Genomic DNA, 18,485 nt, shown 5'->3' with positions numbered 1-18,485 from the left:
AGGTCGGTCATTTTAACCGACCCCGCCGAACCGCCGATGCCGGCGCTCAATACGCCACGAAGATCGCGCGGCAGCCGTCGTCGACCCACAACTGGCGATCGTCCACGCCCCAGTTGCGGCCGTAGATGCACTGCTGGTTGCTGAGCTGGCGGCGGATCTCCACGTGCTGGCGGCGGTCCACCGTGGCGCAGCGGGTGTAGCGACCGTCGTTGGATTCGCAGCGGATCTCGCGGCCGTTGCCCCAGCCATCGTTGTAGCCGTTGTCGTAGTGGTCGTCGCGATCGTCGTTCTTGTTGGCGATGGCGGCGGCCACGATCGCGCCCAGCACCAGCGCGCCGGCAACCTTGGCCCCGGTGTTGTTGCCGGAGGATGACGTGCCGCCGACCCGGAACTCGGCGCGGCAGCCGCGGGTGACCCAGACCCGGTTGCGGTCATAGCCCCAGGTGTCGCCCTGCCAGCAGCCCTGGCTGCTGAGCTGGCGCGACAGGGTGACCCCGCCGGAGGTATTGGCCGAACACGACTGGTACTGGCCGTTGCGCGATTCGCAGGTGATCGTGCTCTGCGCGGAGGCGGTGCCGCCGGCACCGAGCAGCAGCAAGCCGGCGAGCGCGGCGAGAAAATGGACGCGATGGGTGGTCATGTCATTGGCCTCCGTTGGCGTGCGCGGCGCGGCCGGCATCGACTTCCGTCTGTTCCATGCAGCCGTTGCCGTTGCTGTCGAGATGGGCGAAGCGCTGGCTGTAGGCGTCCTGCCATTCCTCCAGGGGAATCACGCCGTCGTCGCCACCGTCGCGCTGGCCTGCAGGGATTTCGGCGGCATCGAGCTTGCCGTCGGCGTTCTTGTCCAATCGATGGAAGCGCCGGCTGGCGTAGTTGCGGCCTTCTTCCAGGTCGACGCAACCATTGCCGTTGCGATCCAGTCGCTCCACCAGCGTGCTGGTCGAACGCGGTGCCTTGTCCTGCGCCTGCGCGGCACCCAAGCATGATCCGAGCATCGCGGCAAGCACCGCGACACGCATTGCGACTGTTGTCATCTTCGCCTCCCGCTGGAGCCGGCAAGCCCGGGGGGCTGCTCCCTCGACTCCGCAGGTCGATCCTATGCCCGTCGGGCGATCGGCGCCATCGCGGTCGCCACCCGGCGCGTGGACGAGGAGTCGTATATGCCGACCCGGATCATGCGGCTTCGGCGTGCTTCTTCAGGCCCGGGAAACCGAGCTTCTCGCGCTGGGCGAAATAACTTTCCGCCACCGCCTGCGACAGCTTGCGCACGCGCAGGATGTAGCGCTGGCGCTCGGTGACGCTGATCGCGCGGCGTGCATCGAGCAGGTTGAAGCTGTGGCTGGCCTTGGTCACCTGTTCGTAGGCCGGCAGCGGCAGGCCGGCTTCGACCAGCACCATCGCCTCGGCTTCGCAGGCATCGAAGCGATGGAACAACTCGGCGACGTTCGCGTGCTCGAAGTTGTACGCGCTCTGCTCGACTTCGTTCTGGTGGTAGACATCGCCATAGGTGACCGGCGCGCCATCCGGCCCGTAGGTCCAGACCAGGTCATACACGTTGTCGCAGTTCTGCAGGTACATGCACAGGCGCTCGAGCCCGTAGGTGATCTCGCCGAGCACCGGCCGGCATTCGAGACCGCCGGCCTGCTGGAAGTAGGTGAACTGGGTGACTTCCATCCCGTTCAACCACACCTCCCAGCCGAGACCCCAGGCGCCGAGGGTCGGCGATTCCCAGTTGTCCTCGACCAGCCGCAGGTCGTGCACCAGCGGGTCGATGCCGAGCGCCTTCAGCGAATCGAAATACAACTCGACGATGTTGTCCGGCGACGGCTTCATCGCCACCTGGTACTGGTAGTAGCGCTGCAGGCGGTTGGGGTTCTCGCCGTAACGACCATCAGTCGGCCGGCGCGAGGGCTGCACGTAGGCCGCGTTCCACGGCTCCGGGCCGAGCGCGCGCAGGAAGGTGGCCGGATGGAAGGTGCCCGCACCGACTTCCAGGTCCAGCGGCTGGATCAGCACGCAGCCCTGTTCCGCCCAGTAGAGGTTGAGGCGCTGGATGAGTTGCTGGAACGTGATCGCGACGGGAGAGGGCATGCGCCGAGGGCCGAACGTGTTCAGGCATGCCAGTCTAAAGTATCGCTCACCGCGATTGACCGCGTTGCCTGTGGGGATCCCGATGGAAAGCCGCGCCGATGCTGGTTCCCAGGTGGTCAGGACGGAGCTGCCGGTCGGCCGCCTGGCGTTCGAGCAGGTGGCGCTGGCCCTGCTGGCCGATGGCATGGTCGATCCCGTCGACAGCGAGCGCCTGCGTTTTTCCGCAGAGACGCTGCGCCACGACGGCAACATCCATCCGCTGGTGTTGCTGGCCAACCTCAAGCTGAAGGCGGGCAAGGCACCCGCGGGCGAACTCGGCCTGGAGCGGCTGACCGAATGGCTGGCGGACCGCCTGGGCATGCGCTACCTGCACGTGGACCCGACGCGTGTCGATGTGTCATCGGTGGCCAGTCTGGTGACGCATGCGTATGCGCGCCGCCATCGGATCCTGCCGCTGGCGGTCGAACCGCAGCGCCTGCTGGTGGCGACCAGCGAACCGCTGGCGCTGGAGTGGGTCGGCGACGTCCGCCACATGGCGCGCCGCGAGGTCGAGGTGGTGCTGGTCAGTCCGCTCGACCTGCACCGTTACACGATGCAGTTCTTCGGCGTGATCCAGTCGGTGCATGGCGCGCGCAACGATGCGCGCAACGTGCGGGTCGGCAGCAGCCTGCCCAGCTTCGAGCAACTGGTGGAACTGGGTCGCACCGGCGACGTGAACGCCGATGACCAGCACATCGTCCACATCGTCGACTGGCTGCTGCAGTACGCGCACGAGCAGCGCGCCAGCGACATCCACATGGAACCGCGCCGCGATGTCGGGCGGGTGCGCTTCCGCATCGACGGCATGCTGCACAAGGTGTTCGAGATGCCGCCGCCGGTGATGACCGCGGCGACCAGCCGGATCAAGGTGCTGTCGCGGATGGACCTGGGCGAACGCCGGCGTCCGCAGGACGGGCGCGTCAAGACGCGCTCGCCGGGCGGGCGCGAGGTCGAGATGCGCGTGTCCACCATGCCGACCGCGTTCGGCGAGAAGTGCGTGATGCGCATCTTCGATCCCGACGTCGCCTTCCGCAGCATCGAACAACTGGGCTTCAGTCACGACGAAGCCGCCGGCTGGAAGGAACTGGTCGAGCGTCCGCACGGGATCGTGCTGGTGACCGGCCCGACCGGCTCCGGCAAGACCACCACCCTGTATTCCACGCTGAAGCGGCTGGCGACCACCGACGTGAACGTCTGCACGGTCGAGGATCCGATCGAGATGATCTCGCCGGAGTTCAACCAGATGCAGGTGCAGCACAACATCGACCTGGACTTCGCCACCGGCGTGCGCACCCTGCTGCGCCAGGATCCCGACATCATCATGATCGGCGAGATCCGCGACCTGGCCACCGCGCAGATGGCGGTGCAGGCCTCGCTCACCGGCCACCTGGTGCTGTCCACCCTGCATACCAACGATGCGGCGTCGGCGGTCACCCGCCTGCTGGACCTCGGGGTTCCGCACTACCTGCTGGCGTCGACGCTCAATGGCGTGCTGGCGCAGCGCCTGGTGCGCACCCTGTGTGCGCATTGCAAGCGCCCCGCGCCGCCGCTCGAGGATGCCGACTGGGCGGCCGTGCTGGAACCCGGCGAGGCGTTGCCGGCGGTCATGCAGCCGCAGGAGCCGGTCGGCTGTCTGGAATGCCGGCGCACTGGCTACCTGGGGCGCGTCGGTTTGTACGAGTTGCTGCCGATCACGCCCGCGTTGCGTCGCCTGTTCCATGCCGACATGAACCTGGGCAGCTTCAGCGCCGGGGCACGTGCCGAGGGCATGCGCACGTTGCGTCGGGCGGCCCTGGAAAAAGTGGCCGAAGGGCTGACCACGATCGAGGAAGTGCGCGCCGTGTTGCCGCCGCGCGAATGATCGCCGCGCCTGTTGACGCTCACGCTCGGCGGCGTTCTGATCGCAGGGTTTCATCAACCCGACCGCCGATGACCACGACGCCCTTTCTCATCATCGAAACCGGCCAGCCCGTCGCCTCGATGCGTCGGCATGGCAGCTTTGCCCACTGGATCCGCGTCGCCGCCGGGCTGGATCGCGATGACGCCGTGGTGGTCGATGTCGAGCACGAGCATGAACTGCCGTCGCGCGAGGGGTTTGCCGGGGTGATCGTCACCGGCTCGGCGGCGATGGTCCCCGACCGCCATCCATGGAGCGAACGCACGGCGGAATGGTTGCGCGATGCCGCCCATGCCGGCCTGCCGCTGCTGGGCATCTGCTACGGCCACCAGCTGATCGCACATGCGCTGGGTGGCGAGGTCGGGGCCAACGAGGCCGGGCGCGAGATGGGCACGGTGCGCATCCACCTGCATCCGGCGGCGCAGGAGGATCCGTTGTTCGCCGGCCTGGCGGATCCGTTCGCTGCGCAGGCCACGCATCTGCAGAGCGTGCTGCGACCGCCAGCGGACGCCATCGTGCTGGCCCACAACGACCACGATGCCTGCCACGCCTTTCGCTGGGGCCGGGCCGCATGGGGCGTGCAATTCCATCCCGAGTTCAGCGCCGGGCACATGCGCGGCTACATCCGCGCCCGGCATGACGCGTTGGCGCGCGAAAACCGCTGCGGCAAACAGTTGGCCGGCGAGGTGCATGCGGCACCGCAGGCACGCCGGATCCTGCGTCGTTTCGTCGCATTCGCGCGGAGCCGGGACCACGCTCCGGTATCCTGAGCGCCTCTTCCCGAGGATCCTCATGGACATTCGCGCGTTGCCGGTCGGCCAGGGCCTTGCCTGGTTCAAGCAGGCCATCGACCTGGGCGGGAGGAACCCGCGCGCGGTGTTCGGAGCCGCGATGCTGATGATCCTGGCGCTGTACACGGCGGCGATGCTGATGGCGCTGGTGCTGGCGGTGATGGTCGGCGCGGGCAGCGCGACCGCGGGTCAGGCACCGGATCTGCGCCTGGTGATGGCGGTGGCGATCCCGCTGACCCTGCTGGTGATGTTCCTGGTGCCGATCCTGCTGGGCGGCCTGATGCACGTGGTCCGCGAGGCCGAAGCCGGCCGGCCGGTACGCGCCCGCGACGTGTTCGCGCCGCTGCGCACCGCCCAGGGCCGCAGCCTGGCCCTGCTCGGACTGGTGCAGATCGCGATGACCGTGGTCGGTGGCGTGCTGATGGTCGGCATCGCCGGCAGCGATTACTGGCGCGATTACCTGCAGGCGATGCAGCAGGCGATGAGTGGCACCCAGCCGACCATGCCGCAGCCGGCCAATGCGGGGCTGCTGTTCCTGGTGCAGCTGGCCTTCAACTATTTCAGCTACGCGCTGATGCTGTTCTCGATCCCGCTGATGCTGTTCTCCGGCAACAAGCTCGGTGAGGCGCTGCGCAACAGCCTGCGCGCGGCGGTGCGCAACGTCGGTGCCAATCTGCTCGCCGGCGTGATGTTCGTCGGTGCGCTGGTGGTCGCGGCGGTCGTGGTGGCCCTGGTCGCCGCCCTGTTGGGGATGCTGGGCAGTGCGATCCACGCTGCGGTCGGCGGTGCGCTGAGCATGCTGGTGATGCTTGGCTTCGCTGCACTGGTGCTGGTGCTGGTGGTAGGTGCCGCTTACTTGGCCTGGCGCGACACCTTCGGCGATGCGTCGTCGCTGCCACCGGCCCCGCCGGTGGTGCACGGCTTCGAGGCCTGAGTCACACGCCGAGGACGTGCTGCATTGCCGCCTGCATGGTGGCCTGCATCCACACGAAGCCCCACGTCGCCGCAATCACGAACGCCACGCCCAGTATCGTCAGCCAAGCCCATGCCCATGCCGGCATGGGCGGCCGGTCGCGCGCGGCCAGCACGCGGCTGCCGCTCGCATGATCATGCAGGGCCAGGTGAGGCTTGAACCCGGCCAGCGCATGGCCGATGTTGAGGGTCAGCCACGACAGCCCGGCGGCAAGGAAACGCAGCAGCGCGCCACCGCTGCGCAGCCGGCGACCGTCGCGGTCGACCACGGTCAGGCCCAGCGCGCGCTTGCCCGGCGTGGCCTGCCAGGACGAGGCTTCGAAGCCGACCGTCCACACGCAGGCCAGCAGCATGTACAGCAGCAGCGGCGTCAGCAGCAGATCCCACAGCGCCGAGTGCAGCGTGGCGCTGGCGGCAGCCAACGCAGGGTCGGTCAGCCAGACACGCGCCAGCGTCATCGGATCGGGTACACCGCCGATCGCCTGCTCCAGCAATCGCGGCAAGGCGGCCGATAGCGCGTCCATCGCCACCCGTGCCCGGACGAAGGCGTCGGCCATCCGCGCGCTGCCCAGCAAGGCGACCAGGGGCAGCAGGCAGGCGGCGTCGAGCGTCCATGCCACGGTGCGCGGCATCAGGCCCGCCAGCGGCCGCTCAGTCGGTGCGCGCGCCATCGGCATTCGCTCGTGGCACCACCATCAGCGCCGCCAGGATCCCCGCCTCGTACAGCAGGCACATCGGGATCGCCAGCATCAGCTGGGAAATCACGTCCGGCGGGGTCACGATCGCGGCGATGACGAAGATCCCCACCACCGCGTAACCGCGGCCCTCGCGCAATTGCGCGGGCGTGACCCAGCCCAGCAGGACCAGGATCACCAGCGCCACCGGCAGCTCGAAGGCCAGCCCGAAGGCGAGGAACAGCACCAGCACGAAATCCAGATAACTGCTGATATCGGTCATCATCGCCACCCCGTCCGGGGTCACGCTGGCGAGGAAGCCGAACACCGTCGGCAGCACCAGGAAATACGCGAACGCGCAGCCGGAATAGAACAGCAGCAACGCGGAACTCAGCAGCGGCAGCGCCAGCTTTTTTTCGCGACGGTACAGGCCCGGTGCCACGAAGGCCCATGCCTGGTACAGCAGCCACGGCATCGCCACGACCAGGGCCACGAAGAACGCCAGCTTCATCGGCGCGAAGAACGGACTGGCGACTTGCGTCGCGATCAGCTGGCCGCCCTTGGGTAGCTTGTCCAGCAGCGGCTGCGCCAGCAGCGCATACAGCTTGTTGGCGAACGGCAGCAGGCACAGCAACACCACGACCAAGCCGACCACGCCACGCAGCAGGCGCGTGCGCAGCTCCAGCAGGTGCGCGATCAGTGGGCGTTCGCTGTCGTCGCCGGCATCAGTCATCGCGGCGTGGTTCCGGGGTGCGGGCTTGATCGTCGGTCGTCGATGTCGATGTCGATGTCGATGTCGATGTCGGCGAGGCGCTGCGCTCGATGTCGCCGGCAACATCGCGCAGGTGGCTTTCGGTCTCGCGCATCGCCTCGCGGCCGGCGTGCAGGCTGCGCTTGAGTTCGTCGCTGGCCAGTTCCTGCTCCAGTTCGGACTTCACCGAATACCACTGCGCGCGCGCGCGCCGCACCCACAGGCCGGTGAAGCGCGCGGCCTTGGGCAGGCGCTCGGGACCCAGCACGATCAGCGCCACCAGGGCGACGACCATCAGCTCGCCGAAGGAGAAATCGAACATCGGATGCCGCGACGCGGCTTAGCGGGCGACGTCGTCGCGGTCGCGATCGCGTTGTTCGCTGTCGGACGACGCCTTGTCGCCCCCAAGCCGAGCAGCCGGCTTGTCGTCATCGCCGCGCATGCCTTTCTTGAACTCGTCCACCGCCTTGCCGACATCGCGCGCGCCGGAGGTCAGGCGCTTGGTGCCGAACACCAGCAGCACGATCACCAACACGATCAGCCAGTGCCAGATGCTGAAACTGCCCATGGTGTGCCTTTGCGGGAAGAGGGGATTGCGATTCTAACGCCGATCGCCTCAGGGCTTGACCGGCGGCGGTGCGGGTGCGGCATCCAGCGGCGTGGTGGTGGCCGGGTTTTCGTTGTACAGCGGCTGCACGCTGGCCGCGCCCGGTTCCGCCGGTGCGGCGACCGGTGCCGGCGTGCCACCGCGCGCCAGGCGGGCCGAGGCCGTGGCTTCCTCCAGTGCATCGCGGAAGGCCACGATCGCGGTGGACGGTGCCTGCGGCGCACGACCTTCGAATACAGCGCGCGGGGTGGTGCCGTCGCCGTAGGTGCTGCGGTTGGCCCCGTTGTCGATCGACAGCACCGCGCCGTCCAAAGCGATGCCGGCGAACAGCCCGCGTGCGCGCGACCACGACCAGATCTCGGCCTTCAGCTGGCCATCGGTGGCGGCGGCGGCGTTGCGGCCCACCGGCCCCGCGGCCACGCCGGCATCGGCGCCCAGGGTGACCTTGCCGTTGACGATCGAGTCCAGCCCGCGCTCGCTGCGGAACACCAGGATCACGTCGGCCGACTGCACGCCGGCCTGCAGGCCGAAGCTGGCGCCGGCCAGTTTCACGAACACCGGGTTCGACCAGGTGCCGTCGGCGGTCTTCACCGACATCAGGCCCAGGCCGCGGCGGCCGCCGAACACGAAGCCGGCCTTGATGGTGTCGGGAACGACGACGATCGCTTTTGCTTCATCGAGCAGGCGATCGGGAATGGCGGATTCCGGGATCGCCTGGATCTGCTCGACCACGCGCACAGCCTCGCCGGCGCGGACGTCCTCGCGTTCGCCGGCGAAGGCACCCGTGGTGGCGATGGTCAGCGCAAAGGCGAGGGCAAGGCGACGGGGCGTGCGCGGCATGGGGCGGCTTCCGGTGGCGGGGCGTTCAGGCTAGGCGTGCCGCGATGAACCGACAAGGAACCGTGCCGGGAGAAATCGGCTCAGCCGGCCAGTTCGAGCCGTTGTTCGATGCGCCCGAAGCGATCGGTCAGGCGGTCGAGCCGCATGCCCTGTTCGGCGACGATGCTGCGCAGGTTGGACACGTCCTGGTGGAGGACGGCGATGCCTTGCTCAATGCCACCGACGCGCACCGTCAGCTGATCGACCTTGCCGTTGATGCTGTCGATGACAGCCCTGAGGCCACGCAGGTGTTCCAGTACAAGTTCGCTCATGTCCAGCGCCTCACTCTGCTCCCGAACCCGACCACCAGCGTGCCCCTGGCGAGAGGCCGTCGCCAGCGGAGTTTGTCGCATCCGCATGTCATCCTGTTGCGATGAATCAAGCTCCCGAATCGCCGTCCGCGCTGCTGCTGGTCAACCTGGGCACGCCGGATGCACCGACGGCCACCGCGGTGCGCCGCTACCTGGCCGAATTCCTGCACGACCATCGCGTGGTCCAGCTCACCCGCTGGCTGTGGTGCCCGCTGCTGCACTTCGTGATCCTGCCGCTGCGCAGCCCGAAGGTCGCGTTGAAATATGCGTCGGTCTGGTTGCCCGGCGGCTCGCCGCTGGCGGTGCATACCGCGGCGCTGGCCGACGTCGTGCGCAGGCGCTTGCCGGGTTGGCGCGTGCTGCATGCGATGCGCTACGGCGAGCCGTCGATCGCTGCCGCGCTGGATGCGCTGCGTGCGGAAGGCGTGCGCTCGGTCCGCGTGTTGCCGTTGTATCCGCAATATTCGACGACGACCACCGCCAGCGTCGCCGATGCCATCGCCAAACACGGAAAAGGCTTGCAGATTTCGATGCTGCAGGACTACCACCGCGATGCCGGTTGGGCCGCGGCGGTGGCCGATTCGATCCGTGCGCACTGGGATGCGAATGGTCGCGGCGGGCGCCTGCTGCTGTCGTTCCACGGCATCCCGCAGCGGCTGGTCGATGGCGGCGATCCCTACGCGGCCCAGTGCGAAGCCAGTACCCTTGCCATCGCCGAAGCGCTGGGCATCCCGCGCAGCGACATCCTGCTGACTTTCCAGTCGCGCTTCGGCAAGGAACGCTGGTTGCAGCCGTACACGCAGCAGACGCTGGAAGCTCTTGGGCGCGAGGGCGTGCGCACGATCGACGTGGCTTGCCCGGGCTTCGCGGTGGATTGCCTGGAGACGCTGGAGGAAATTGCGGTGGAGAACGCGCATGCGTTCCGCTCGGCCGGCGGCGAGACGCTCCGCTACATCCCGTGCCTGAATGCCGGCGATGCACATGCGGATGCGTTGGCGACATTGGTGCAAGGCGACGCAGGTTGGTCGTGATGCGCGACTTCGACATCGAGATTCCGCTCGGTCGCATCGGCGGCTTGCGCACCGGCGAGTTCGATGCGCCGAAGGTGCTGGCCCTGCACGGCTGGCTGGATAACGCGGCCAGTTTCGTCCCGCTCGCGGAACACCTGCATGGCATCGACCTGGTCGCGATCGACCAGCCGGGCCATGGGCGCAGCGCGCACCTGCCGCCGGGCACCGACTACTCGTTCGTCGGCGCGATGAACGCGGTACTGGATGTCGCCGACGCGCTGGGCTGGGAACGTTTCGCCCTGCTCGGCCATTCGATGGGCGCCGGCATCGCCAGCATGCTCGCCGCCGCCTGTCCGCAACGGATCGAGCGGCTGGTCGCCATCGAGGCACTGGGCGCACTGGCCGAGACTCCCGAACGCACGGTGGCGCGCATGCGCGATGCGGTGGTCGCGCATCGCAAGCTCAAGGACAAGCGTCTGCGCGTGTTCGCCGACATCGACAGCGCGGTGCGCACCCGCCAGTACGCCAGTCTGGTGCCGGGCAGCGGACTGGATGAAACATCGGTGCGCCTGCTGGTGGAACGCGGCCTGCGCGAGGTCCGCGTGGAAGGCGAATCCGTTGGCCACGAGTGGAGCAGCGATCCGCGGCTGACCTTGCCGACGATGGTGCGGATGACCGAAGCGCAGGTGGAAGACCTGGTGGCCGGGATCGCATGCCCGACCCTGGCGATTTTCGCCGATCCCGCGCAGCCCTATTTGCCGGACGACCTGCGTCGCCGCCGCGTCGGCTTGTTGCCGAACGGCGAGTTGAAGGTCATCGCCGGTGGCCACCACCTGCACATGCAGCAACCGACTGAAGTGGCGGCGGCGATCGGCGATTTCTTCCTGCTGAACTGAAACGCCGCTCTTGCGACCGGCGTCAGGGAGTGCGGTTGGCGGGCGCGATCAACTGTTGGTGCCGGTGCGGACGGCCAGCTGGGTGCCGCCCTCGTCGGCCTTGAGCATCTGGTAGACGACCTGGCGATTGTCCTTGCTGTACATCAGGGTGCTGCCGTCGCCGGCCTGCATCGCCATCTCGCGCTTCCAGCCCTGGCCCTGCATCGACTTCTCGATGTCGGCGGAGACCCTGGCCAGTTCCTGCGGGGTGGTCATGTTGAGCATCTGCATGCCGGCCATGTCCATCGCGCTGGCCAGTTTGTTGTCGGCCGGCAGGTAGACATCCTTCGGGAAATCGGCGGGCATTGCCACGGTGCCTCCGTCCTCGGCGGTGGCGACCTTGACCTCGCCCTGCTCGGTCTTGATGGTCATCGTGTCGCCGTCCTTTTCCACCTTGGCACCGGTCGCGCGCTCGATCGCGGTCTCCACGGCGGCGTCTTGCGCCTTCTTGCAGCCCGGCGCGACGAGCAGGGCGGTGAGTGCGACGGTGATCGACAGGCGGATGGCAGGGTGGGTCATGGCGGATTTCCTTGATTGTCCTGCCGAGGCAACGCAGGCGGGCGGCTCAACCGGCCAGCAGGCCGCGCAGGCGCGCCTTCAATCGCCGGCCTTCGGCGTGGAAATAGTGGCGTTCGTCGCGCCATGCCGGGAATCGCGCTTCCACCTCGCGCCAGAATCGTCGCGAATGGTCGGCATGCAGCAAGTGGCAGAGCTCGTGGACCAGCACGTATTCGAACGCGGACGGCCGCGCCAGCACCAGCGCCAAGTCCAGCGACAGCGTGCCGTCCGGTGCCAGCGAACCCCATTGGGTCGAGGTGCGCTTGAACACGATGCGCCGCGGCGCGCGCGGCAAGTCTTCGAGATAACCCGGCAACCAGCGGCCGACATCGGCGCGGCCCTGTGCTTCGTAGAAATCGCGCAGTGCGCGGCGCATGCCGGCATCGCCGGCCGTCACCGGCGCGGCGAACGACAGGCCGGCGTCGGCATCGATGTCGATTCGCAGCGCCCGTCCGCCGGTCCAGCGCAGCGGCACGTCCTGGCCGCGTAACGGCAGCGCATCGGTGACGCCGCGCAGCAATCCTTCGCCGGCGTGTTCGCCCTGCGCGGCCAGCTGCAGGGCCAGCCAGTCGCGATGTTCGTGCAGGAAGCGTTCGCCGGCGACCAGGCTGGCACGCAGCGGCAAGCTCAGGCGCGCGCCGCGTTCATCGACCGACAATTTGATCCTGCGCGCACGCGGATCGCGCACGCGCAGGACATCGACGTGGCGGCCGTCGTCCAGCACGAAGCCGATGCTGTCGCGCTGGACGGAAGAGGCCTTGGAAACGGTGCGGTGTGCCTGCAACAGGCGCAACAGAGACTGCATGCAGGTCCTAGCGGGAGCGGCAGCCGCCGGTCGCGATGCGTTCGCGATCGCCGTCGTCGTAGAGGACGTCGATCTCGCTGCCGTCCTTGGCCATCCCGGCGATCTTGCCGGAGTACCACTCGCTGCCGCCCGACCACTGGCATTCCACGCGCGTGCCGAGCGCCCAGTTGTAGGACTTGATGCGCTTCAAGGACACGGTTTCGGTGGTGCCGTCGTCGTATTGGATGGTGACCTTGTCGCCGTTGCGTTCCTGCACCACGCCCGGGAACCAGTAAGCGCCGCCCTGCCATTGCCCGAGGACCCAGTCGCCGCGCGACTGCGCCATCGCGCCGGCGCAGGCCAGCACGCCAAGCAGGATTACCAGCAGTGTCTTGCCCATGTCGTTGTCCCGATCAGGTTGAGGGTCGAAGCCGCGCCAGTGTACGTCCGCACGACTCGATCCCAGCGGCGGAATCAGGCATCGGCCTTGCTGAGCTTGAAGGCTTTTTCCAGCACGTTGAACAGGCGCTTGAACTCGCCGGCCATCAATGCGAAGCGCGCCTCGAGTTCTGCGGTGACGTCGTCGCGCTCGGTGGATTCCAGTTGATCCACCGCGCCATCCAGCAACTTGAACTTGCGCACCACCAGGTCTTCGCCGATCACGAAGCTGACGTGGTCGTCCAGCACCAGCGCCAGGCGCGTCGCCTGCTTGCCGGATTCCAGGTGCCTGGCGATCTCGTCTCCCGACAGATCCATGCGCTGCACCTTGACCACCGCGCCGGTGTCGGTGGGATCGCGCAGTTCGCATTCGTCGCCTAGCGTCAATCCTTCCGGCAAGGTGTCGCCGGCGATCCAGCCGGTCAGGATGGCGCGCGGCGCGACTTCGGCATTCACCGGCAAGGCCGGGAAACTGCCCAGCGCGCGACGGATTTCGCTGACCACCGATTCCGCGTTCTTGCGCGATGACGTATCCACCGCGATCACGCCCAGCGACGTGTCCAACAGCGCATCGCTGCGCACCGGCCGCACGAACGCGCGCGGCAGCAGTTCGGTGATCAGGTCGTCCTTCAGGCGCTTGCGCGTGCGCCCGCCGGGCTTGCGGCCTTCCTGTTCCTCGATCGCCGCCAGCTTCTTCTGCAGCAGGTCGTTGACCACCGCGCCGGGCAGCAGTTTGTCCTCACCGCCCACGGTGAGCCACAGCGCATCGTGCAGGCCATGGCTCAGCGCATCGCCGTGGTGGCCGAACGGTGGCACGAAGCCGCGCGATGAAAGTTCCAGCGGACCGACCGGCTTGAGCGCGCATTCGGCCAGTTGTTGTTCGAGGTCGGACAGGTCGAGCGACGTCGGGAAACGGAACAGCGTGAGATTGCGGAAGAACATCAAGGATCCTGGTTGTGCCACCTCCCTTGCAAAGCAGGGGAGGGTTGGGGTGGGGTTGCTTTGCTCGTCATTCCGGCGAAAGCCGGAATCCAGTTCTTTCCTTCATCCAGGAAGACAAGAACCGGGCTGGATCCCGGCTTTCGCCGGGATGACGAGTGTTAATCGATTTTCATCTCATCGCCCGCGAGCCACGCATGCGCATCCGGCAGCGCGGCATCGCAGCGCTTGCCGAGCGAGGGGAAGTCGAACAAATTCGGGTCGCTCAATTGCGACGGACATACATTGCCCAGCGCGCGCGAGATGTTTTCGATGCGGCCCGGGGTATCGCGTTCCCATTGCGCGAGCATCTTCTTCACCTGCGCGCGCTGCAGGTTTTCCTGCGAGCCGCACAGGTTGCAGGGAATGATCGGGAACTGCTTCACCTCGGCATAGGCCTCGATGTCGCTTTCGCGCACGTAGGCCAGCGGGCGGATGACCACGTGTCTGCCGTCGTCGGACAGCAGCTTCGGCGGCATGCCGCCCGACTTCGCGTGGAAAAACAGGTTGAGGAAGAACGTGTTGACGATGTCATCGCGATGATGGCCCAGCGCGATCTTGCTGAAGCCGTGCCGGTCGGCATGCGCGTACAACGCACCGCGGCGCAATCGCGAGCACAGCGAACACATGGTCTTGCCTGCCGGAATGACGCGGCTGACGACGGAATAGGTGTCCTGCTCGATGATGTGGAAATCCACGCCGATCGAACGCAGGTAGTCCGGCAGCACGTGGTCGGGGAAGCCGGGTTGTTTCTGGTCGAGGTTCACCGCGGTGATGCTGAATGCGATCGGTGCCTTCTTCTGCAATTGCAGCAGCACATCCAGCATCGCGTAACTGTCCTTGCCGCCGGACAGGCAGACCATCAGCTTGTCGCCGTCCTCGATCATCCCGAAGTCGGCGATCGCCTTGCCCACCTGGCGGCGCAGCTGCCTGGCCAGCTTGTCGGCATCCTGCTTGCACGTGCGCGCGAGCGGTTGCGGTTCGGCCAGCGGGAGTGGGATGGCGGCATTCATCAGGCAGGCATTTTAACCGGCGCGGGGATGCCGCTGCCGCCTGCATCGCGTCGGGGTATGCTCGGCGCATGAACCAGCCGCGCGATCCCGCCGAACTGTCCCGCATGGCACGACGCGTGGTCGAGATGCGCCAGGAACATCGCGACCTGGACACCGCCATCGAACGCCTGGCCGCCGACATCCAGGCCGACGAGCTGGCGCTCAAGCGCCTGAAGAAGCGCAAGTTGCAGCTGAAGGACCAGATTGCCTGGATCGAGAACGCGCTGATCCCGGACGAGCCCGCCTGACGCGCAGCGTCGCAGGTGCGATCGCGGATGGCTCGTCGCGAAGTCCCGACCCCGTGACCACATTCGCTCCCGAATCTCGATAGAGGTGGAGTGGCCGGCATCGCGTCGGCATCGGCAAGGGGTGGGGCAATGGCGACGAAGACGATCGGGTGGGCCGGCACCGGCCTGTTGTGGCTTCTGCTGGGCATTGCCGGCAGCTGGTCGGGCGGGGCGATGGCGCAGACCAGCGCCGGGGCGATTCCGGACGGGGACGGGCGGGTGGTGGCGCTTGCGGCGGGTGGTTACCACTCGTGCGCCTTGCGCACCAACGGCTCGGTGGCGTGTTGGGGCGCCAACTGGGCCGGCCAGACGACTGCACCCAAGCGGGGCTACTTCACTGCCGTGACGACGGGATATGGCCATAGCTGCGCACTGCAATCCAACGGTGCGGCGGTGTGCTGGGGTGGCAACGGCGCAGGGCAGACTGCGGTTCCCCAAGGAGAAATCTTCGCTGCAATCGCGGCGGGCGGTCAGCATACGTGCGGTCTGCGAGCGGATGGCGTGACCATGTGCTGGGGTAGCAACAATTACGGGCAGGCCACCCCGCCGCTCAAGGTGCGTTTCGTTGCGCTGGTGGCTGGCGATACGCATGCCTGCGGCTTGCGCGCCGATGGTGTGGCCGTGTGCTGGGGAAGCAACCTCGCGGGCGAATCGTCCGTACCCGCCGGCGAGACGTTCACTGCGATTTCTTCGGTTTACATGCACACCTGCGGCTTGCGCGCCAACGGCGTGGGCGTGTGCTGGGGCAATGGCCAGGTCGCCAGCATCGCCGGTAGCCAGGTGTCCACCGCGCTGGCCGCTGGCGGCGTGCATACCTGCACGATCAGCCAGTACGGAACCGCGGTCTGCGGCGGCGTGAACACCTACGGGCAGGCAAGTCCGCCGCTGGTGAAAGGGAACCGTTACATCGCAATGGCGAGCGGCTTCAACCACACCTGCGCACTCAACCAGAACGGCAACGTCGTCTGCTGGGGCGACAACACCCACGGCCAGACCAATGCGCCGCGCGGCCCCTTCGGCATGGGCGCGGTTGCCTCCGGGTACTCCCACAATTGCGACCTGGATGGCGATGGCACGCTGGTCTGCGCGGGCAGCAATGGCAGCGGTGAATCCACGCCGCCAGGCGGAAGCTTTGCCGATGTCGGCGCGGGGGCCGCCTTCAGCTGTGCGCGCGCCGTGACCGGCAGCCTGTCGTGCTGGGGGTTCAACGATCTCAACCGCGCCACGCCGCCGACCGGGCCGTTCGCTTCGATGGACGTCGGTTCTGCCGGCGGCTGCGCGCTGGCGGCGACCGGGGTGCCGGTCTGCTGGGGCAACAACGGCAATGGCCAGGCCACGCCGGCGCTGCCACCGTTCCTGCGCACGTATCGCCAGCTCAACCTGGGTGCGTTCCACGGCTGCGGCATCTTCGACAACGGCAGCGCCAGCTGCTGGGGCTACGCCGGGACCAGCGCGACCAGCGTCCCCGCCGGCAGCTGGCTGGCGATCAGCGCCGGCGAGCAGCACAGCTGTGGCCTGAAATCGAACGGCCAGCTGGCCTGCTGGGGTGGCGGCATGGCGAGCACGCTGCCGCCGACCGGTACGTTCAAGGCGCTGGCGTCGGGCACTTCGCACGCCTGCGCGATCCGCGACAGCGGCGAGCTGGCCTGCTGGGGCAGCAACGCCAGCGGCCAGGCAAATGCGCCGGGCGGCCGCTTCGTGCGGGTCACCGCCGGCGACAAGCACAGCTGCGCGATCCGCGAGAACGGCGCGCGCCTGTGCTGGGGAACCCTCTGAGCGATACGGGATGAGCGAATCGCGATCGGCGGAGCCACAGCCCTGCCGGTCGCCCGCGCTGGCACCTTGCGGCAGTTTCTGCCGCAGCAGGGGCGCGGTGTGACCGGGCCTGCGCGGCGACCCGGGCGACGGCTGTGAGCGCGGCGCAGGACGCAGTATGGTGCGGCCAAATGGATATCCATGCGCACAGGGGCTCACGCCGGGACGCAGCGCTGCGCATCGCCGCGCTCGCGCTCCTGCTGCTGCAAGCCGGCGCCGTGCTGGCCGGTACCGGGTGGGCTCCCAGTTTGGTGAATATCGCCGCTTCGTTGCTGGCGGTGGTCGCCGCCGTGGCCTGCGGGCGCCGGCACGGTTGGGCCCCAGGCCACGGCTGGGGGCTGCTGGTGGCAGCCTGGGGTCTGTGGGCGCTGGGTGCCACCATGGGCCTGCAGCAGCGGCTATCCGGCGTGGACGTGCCTTTCCCGGCGATCGCCGGCGTGCTCTACCTGCTCGGGATCCTGCCGCTGCTGCTGGCGATCAGTCTGGTGGGCCTGGAACGGCGCGATCCCGTGCTGGGCAGCATCGACCTGGTGCTGGTGGCGGCGTTGGGCGCGCTGTACTGCGGTATCCGGCTGCGCGCCTTTGGCGAGGAATTCGGCGACGTCGACCCGGTATTGCTGGCGGACATGCAGAACGGATTCCTGGTACTGCTGGCGCTGATGCGCCGGGCCGCCGCCGAGAACGACCGCGAGCGGCGCTTCTTCGGCGTGCTGTTCCCGTTCCTGCTGCTGCGCCTCGCCACCACCGCCGCCTACAACCGCATCCTGGAATCCGACCTGCCCGCTCCGGTCATGGCGTGGGCGCCGTTGCTGCCCGGCTTGCCGTTCCTGCTGTTCACCCTGCTGGTGCTGTCGCCGCGGTTGCCGGCCATGTGGCCCGGCGCGCCACGGATGGCGCCATTCGCGCGTGCCATCAGCCCGCTCGCGGTGACCGTGATGCTGCTGCTGATGTCGGCCCTGGTGGTGGCCAGGGGCGCTGTGGGCGTGGGCATGCCAGGCATCGTGCTGGGCGTGTTCGGCTACGGCTTCCGCAGCACGTTGCTGCTGGTGCGCACCGAGGCGGCGGTGCGGCGCCTGCACGAGCTTGCCCGGCTCGACGACCTGACCGGCATCGCCAACCGGCGCAGTTTCGAGGAGATGTCCACGCTGGCCTGGGCGCAAGCGGCGCGCGATGGCGGGCCGGTGGCGCTGATGATGGTCGACATCGACCACTTCAAGGCGCTCAATGACCGCTTGGGTCATACCGCCGGGGACGAGTGCCTGCGACGGGTGGCGCGTACCCTGACCGATGCCGTCGACGGCCCGCCGGGCGCGGTGGCGAGGATAGGCGGCGAAGAATTCGCGGTCCTGCTGACGGGGGCCGATGCGGACGCGGCCACGCGCCTGGCCGAACGCATGCGGGAGGCGGTGCAAGCGCTGGAGGCCGCTTCCGGGGAGCGTCGCCTGTCGGTGACGGTCAGCATCGGCGTGGCCAGTGCCTCTCCGCGCGAGGGCGCAGGCTTGCAGCAGACGCTGATGCAGGCCGACCGCATGCTGTACGAGGCAAAGCGCGGCGGTCGCAACCGCGTTTGTACGGCGGCCGACGAGCGCTTCGCGACACCCGCGGCTTAGCGATGG

Annotated in this window: 22 protein-coding genes; 8 read left to right on the top strand and 14 right to left on the bottom strand. The window is 68.0% G+C overall.

All coding sequences use genetic code 11. The annotated features are described in order from the left end of the window. Window positions 1–46 precede the first annotated feature (46 nt). The 3 genes from H9L16_RS04880 to glyQ form a co-directional block, all read right to left on the bottom strand. Window positions 47–640: a DUF3011 domain-containing protein gene (locus tag H9L16_RS04880; protein ID WP_187553436.1), complete on the bottom strand. Its 594-nt coding sequence runs from the start codon at window positions 638–640 to the stop codon at window positions 47–49. 1 nt (window position 641) lies between these two features. Then, window positions 642–1,034: an EF-hand domain-containing protein gene (locus H9L16_RS04875; RefSeq protein WP_187553435.1), complete on the bottom strand. Its 393-nt coding sequence runs from the start codon at window positions 1,032–1,034 to the stop codon at window positions 642–644. Window positions 1,035–1,173: 139 nt separating this feature from the next. Beyond that, entirely contained in the window at window positions 1,174–2,091 is a 918-nt protein-coding gene (gene glyQ, locus H9L16_RS04870) for a glycine--tRNA ligase subunit alpha (RefSeq protein ID WP_187553434.1), read from the bottom strand. Between the two features lie 82 nt (window positions 2,092–2,173). Between glyQ and H9L16_RS04865 the strand changes: the two genes are divergently transcribed. From H9L16_RS04865 to H9L16_RS04855, 3 genes are all read left to right on the top strand, one after another. Continuing rightward, a complete protein-coding gene (locus tag H9L16_RS04865) occupies window positions 2,174–3,991 on the top strand; it encodes a GspE/PulE family protein (protein WP_187553433.1) in 1,818 nt (605 codons plus the stop codon). A 68-nt stretch (window positions 3,992–4,059) separates the two neighbouring features. Next, window positions 4,060–4,797 (top strand): glutamine amidotransferase, encoded by a 738-nt coding sequence (locus tag H9L16_RS04860; protein ID WP_187553432.1) that lies wholly within the window; start codon window positions 4,060–4,062, stop codon window positions 4,795–4,797. A 22-nt stretch (window positions 4,798–4,819) separates the two neighbouring features. Continuing rightward, window positions 4,820–5,752, top strand: coding sequence for a BPSS1780 family membrane protein (locus H9L16_RS04855; RefSeq protein ID WP_187553431.1), 933 nt, complete (start codon window positions 4,820–4,822; stop codon window positions 5,750–5,752). Window position 5,753: 1 nt separating this feature from the next. Here the strand turns inward: H9L16_RS04855 and H9L16_RS04850 are convergent, their stop codons facing one another. From H9L16_RS04850 to H9L16_RS04825, 6 genes are all read right to left on the bottom strand, one after another. Continuing rightward, window positions 5,754–6,461, bottom strand: a complete 708-nt coding sequence (locus H9L16_RS04850) for an RDD family protein (RefSeq protein ID WP_187553430.1) — start codon at window positions 6,459–6,461, stop codon at window positions 5,754–5,756. Then, entirely contained in the window at window positions 6,442–7,197 is a 756-nt protein-coding gene (gene tatC / locus H9L16_RS04845) for a twin-arginine translocase subunit TatC (RefSeq protein ID WP_187553429.1), read from the bottom strand. The genes H9L16_RS04850 and tatC overlap by 20 nt, the downstream gene beginning before the upstream one ends. Then, complete coding sequence (gene tatB, locus H9L16_RS04840) at window positions 7,190–7,537, bottom strand: Sec-independent protein translocase protein TatB (protein WP_187553428.1); 348 nt, start codon at window positions 7,535–7,537, stop codon at window positions 7,190–7,192. Before tatB ends, tatC begins: the two co-directional genes overlap by 8 nt. A gap of 18 nt (window positions 7,538–7,555) precedes the next feature. Then, the gene (tatA, locus tag H9L16_RS04835) at window positions 7,556–7,783 is read right to left on the bottom strand and encodes a Sec-independent protein translocase subunit TatA (RefSeq protein WP_187553427.1); all 228 of its coding nucleotides are present in this window, start codon (window positions 7,781–7,783) and stop codon (window positions 7,556–7,558) included. A gap of 48 nt (window positions 7,784–7,831) precedes the next feature. After that, window positions 7,832–8,662: a lipid-binding SYLF domain-containing protein gene (locus H9L16_RS04830; protein ID WP_187553426.1), complete on the bottom strand. Its 831-nt coding sequence runs from the start codon at window positions 8,660–8,662 to the stop codon at window positions 7,832–7,834. Between the two features lie 80 nt (window positions 8,663–8,742). Further along, window positions 8,743–8,973, bottom strand: coding sequence for a hypothetical protein (locus H9L16_RS04825; protein ID WP_187553425.1), 231 nt, complete (start codon window positions 8,971–8,973; stop codon window positions 8,743–8,745). A gap of 101 nt (window positions 8,974–9,074) precedes the next feature. Between H9L16_RS04825 and hemH the strand changes: the two genes are divergently transcribed. Beyond that, the gene (gene hemH / locus H9L16_RS04820) at window positions 9,075–10,043 is read left to right on the top strand and encodes a ferrochelatase (RefSeq protein WP_187553424.1); all 969 of its coding nucleotides are present in this window, start codon (window positions 9,075–9,077) and stop codon (window positions 10,041–10,043) included. Continuing rightward, window positions 10,043–10,918: an alpha/beta fold hydrolase gene (locus H9L16_RS04815; protein ID WP_187553423.1), complete on the top strand. Its 876-nt coding sequence runs from the start codon at window positions 10,043–10,045 to the stop codon at window positions 10,916–10,918. The genes hemH and H9L16_RS04815 overlap by 1 nt, the downstream gene beginning before the upstream one ends. A gap of 48 nt (window positions 10,919–10,966) precedes the next feature. Here the strand turns inward: H9L16_RS04815 and H9L16_RS04810 are convergent, their stop codons facing one another. From H9L16_RS04810 to ttcA, 5 genes are all read right to left on the bottom strand, one after another. Beyond that, the gene (locus tag H9L16_RS04810) at window positions 10,967–11,476 is read right to left on the bottom strand and encodes a hypothetical protein (RefSeq protein ID WP_187553422.1); all 510 of its coding nucleotides are present in this window, start codon (window positions 11,474–11,476) and stop codon (window positions 10,967–10,969) included. 46 nt (window positions 11,477–11,522) lie between these two features. After that, entirely contained in the window at window positions 11,523–12,320 is a 798-nt protein-coding gene (locus H9L16_RS04805) for a YgjP family zinc-dependent metalloprotease (protein ID WP_187553421.1), read from the bottom strand. Window positions 12,321–12,327: 7 nt separating this feature from the next. Further along, complete coding sequence (locus H9L16_RS04800) at window positions 12,328–12,699, bottom strand: tudor domain-containing protein (protein ID WP_187553420.1); 372 nt, start codon at window positions 12,697–12,699, stop codon at window positions 12,328–12,330. 74 nt (window positions 12,700–12,773) lie between these two features. After that, on the bottom strand, window positions 12,774–13,679 hold the full coding sequence (locus H9L16_RS04795; RefSeq protein ID WP_187553419.1) for a recombination-associated protein RdgC: 906 nt from the start codon (window positions 13,677–13,679) through the stop codon (window positions 12,774–12,776). 158 nt (window positions 13,680–13,837) lie between these two features. Beyond that, window positions 13,838–14,728 (bottom strand): tRNA 2-thiocytidine(32) synthetase TtcA, encoded by an 891-nt coding sequence (ttcA, locus tag H9L16_RS04790; protein ID WP_187553418.1) that lies wholly within the window; start codon window positions 14,726–14,728, stop codon window positions 13,838–13,840. A 68-nt stretch (window positions 14,729–14,796) separates the two neighbouring features. Here ttcA and H9L16_RS04785 point away from each other — a divergent pair, with 68 nt between their 5' ends. From H9L16_RS04785 to H9L16_RS04775, 3 genes are all read left to right on the top strand, one after another. Then, entirely contained in the window at window positions 14,797–15,015 is a 219-nt protein-coding gene (locus tag H9L16_RS04785; RefSeq protein ID WP_187553417.1) for a YdcH family protein, read from the top strand. A 129-nt stretch (window positions 15,016–15,144) separates the two neighbouring features. After that, window positions 15,145–16,830 carry an RCC1 domain-containing protein gene (locus tag H9L16_RS04780; protein WP_187553416.1) on the top strand — a complete coding sequence of 562 codons (1,686 nt, stop codon included), beginning with the start codon at window positions 15,145–15,147 and terminating at the stop codon, window positions 16,828–16,830. A 170-nt stretch (window positions 16,831–17,000) separates the two neighbouring features. Beyond that, entirely contained in the window at window positions 17,001–18,479 is a 1,479-nt protein-coding gene (locus tag H9L16_RS04775; protein WP_187553415.1) for a GGDEF domain-containing protein, read from the top strand. Window positions 18,480–18,485: the final 6 nt, after the last annotated feature.

This window comes from Thermomonas carbonis (genome assembly GCF_014396975.1).
In the GTDB taxonomy this organism is placed as follows: Bacteria; Pseudomonadota; Gammaproteobacteria; order Xanthomonadales; family Xanthomonadaceae; genus Thermomonas; species Thermomonas carbonis.
The sequence above is the reverse complement of the archived record's forward strand: the minus strand, read 5'-3'. Positions and strand labels throughout refer to the sequence as shown.

Bases quoted from the DNA above. Each gene is read 5' to 3' on its own strand.
- H9L16_RS04855 (WP_187553431.1), top strand. From the start codon at position 4,820: ATGGACATTCGCGCGTTGCCGGTCGGCCAGGGCCTTGCCTGGTTCAAG.
- H9L16_RS04775 (WP_187553415.1), top strand. From the start codon at position 17,001: ATGGATATCCATGCGCACAGGGGCTCACGCCGGGACGCAGCGCTGCGC.
- hemH (WP_187553424.1), top strand. From the start codon at position 9,075: ATGAATCAAGCTCCCGAATCGCCGTCCGCGCTGCTGCTGGTCAACCTG.
- H9L16_RS04810 (WP_187553422.1), bottom strand. From the start codon at position 11,476: ATGACCCACCCTGCCATCCGCCTGTCGATCACCGTCGCACTCACCGCC.
- H9L16_RS04850 (WP_187553430.1), bottom strand. From the start codon at position 6,461: ATGGCGCGCGCACCGACTGAGCGGCCGCTGGCGGGCCTGATGCCGCGC.
- tatB (WP_187553428.1), bottom strand. From the start codon at position 7,537: ATGTTCGATTTCTCCTTCGGCGAGCTGATGGTCGTCGCCCTGGTGGCG.
- H9L16_RS04815 (WP_187553423.1), top strand. From the start codon at position 10,043: ATGCGCGACTTCGACATCGAGATTCCGCTCGGTCGCATCGGCGGCTTG.
- H9L16_RS04785 (WP_187553417.1), top strand. From the start codon at position 14,797: ATGAACCAGCCGCGCGATCCCGCCGAACTGTCCCGCATGGCACGACGC.
- ttcA (WP_187553418.1), bottom strand. From the start codon at position 14,728: ATGAATGCCGCCATCCCACTCCCGCTGGCCGAACCGCAACCGCTCGCG.
- H9L16_RS04865 (WP_187553433.1), top strand. From the start codon at position 2,174: ATGGAAAGCCGCGCCGATGCTGGTTCCCAGGTGGTCAGGACGGAGCTG.
- H9L16_RS04805 (WP_187553421.1), bottom strand. From the start codon at position 12,320: ATGCAGTCTCTGTTGCGCCTGTTGCAGGCACACCGCACCGTTTCCAAG.
- H9L16_RS04880 (WP_187553436.1), bottom strand. From the start codon at position 640: ATGACCACCCATCGCGTCCATTTTCTCGCCGCGCTCGCCGGCTTGCTG.
- H9L16_RS04830 (WP_187553426.1), bottom strand. From the start codon at position 8,662: ATGCCGCGCACGCCCCGTCGCCTTGCCCTCGCCTTTGCGCTGACCATC.
- H9L16_RS04875 (WP_187553435.1), bottom strand. From the start codon at position 1,034: ATGACAACAGTCGCAATGCGTGTCGCGGTGCTTGCCGCGATGCTCGGA.
- H9L16_RS04780 (WP_187553416.1), top strand. From the start codon at position 15,145: ATGGCGACGAAGACGATCGGGTGGGCCGGCACCGGCCTGTTGTGGCTT.
- H9L16_RS04800 (WP_187553420.1), bottom strand. From the start codon at position 12,699: ATGGGCAAGACACTGCTGGTAATCCTGCTTGGCGTGCTGGCCTGCGCC.
- tatA (WP_187553427.1), bottom strand. From the start codon at position 7,783: ATGGGCAGTTTCAGCATCTGGCACTGGCTGATCGTGTTGGTGATCGTG.
- glyQ (WP_187553434.1), bottom strand. From the start codon at position 2,091: ATGCCCTCTCCCGTCGCGATCACGTTCCAGCAACTCATCCAGCGCCTC.
- H9L16_RS04795 (WP_187553419.1), bottom strand. From the start codon at position 13,679: ATGTTCTTCCGCAATCTCACGCTGTTCCGTTTCCCGACGTCGCTCGAC.
- H9L16_RS04860 (WP_187553432.1), top strand. From the start codon at position 4,060: ATGACCACGACGCCCTTTCTCATCATCGAAACCGGCCAGCCCGTCGCC.
- H9L16_RS04825 (WP_187553425.1), bottom strand. From the start codon at position 8,973: ATGAGCGAACTTGTACTGGAACACCTGCGTGGCCTCAGGGCTGTCATC.
- tatC (WP_187553429.1), bottom strand. From the start codon at position 7,197: ATGACTGATGCCGGCGACGACAGCGAACGCCCACTGATCGCGCACCTG.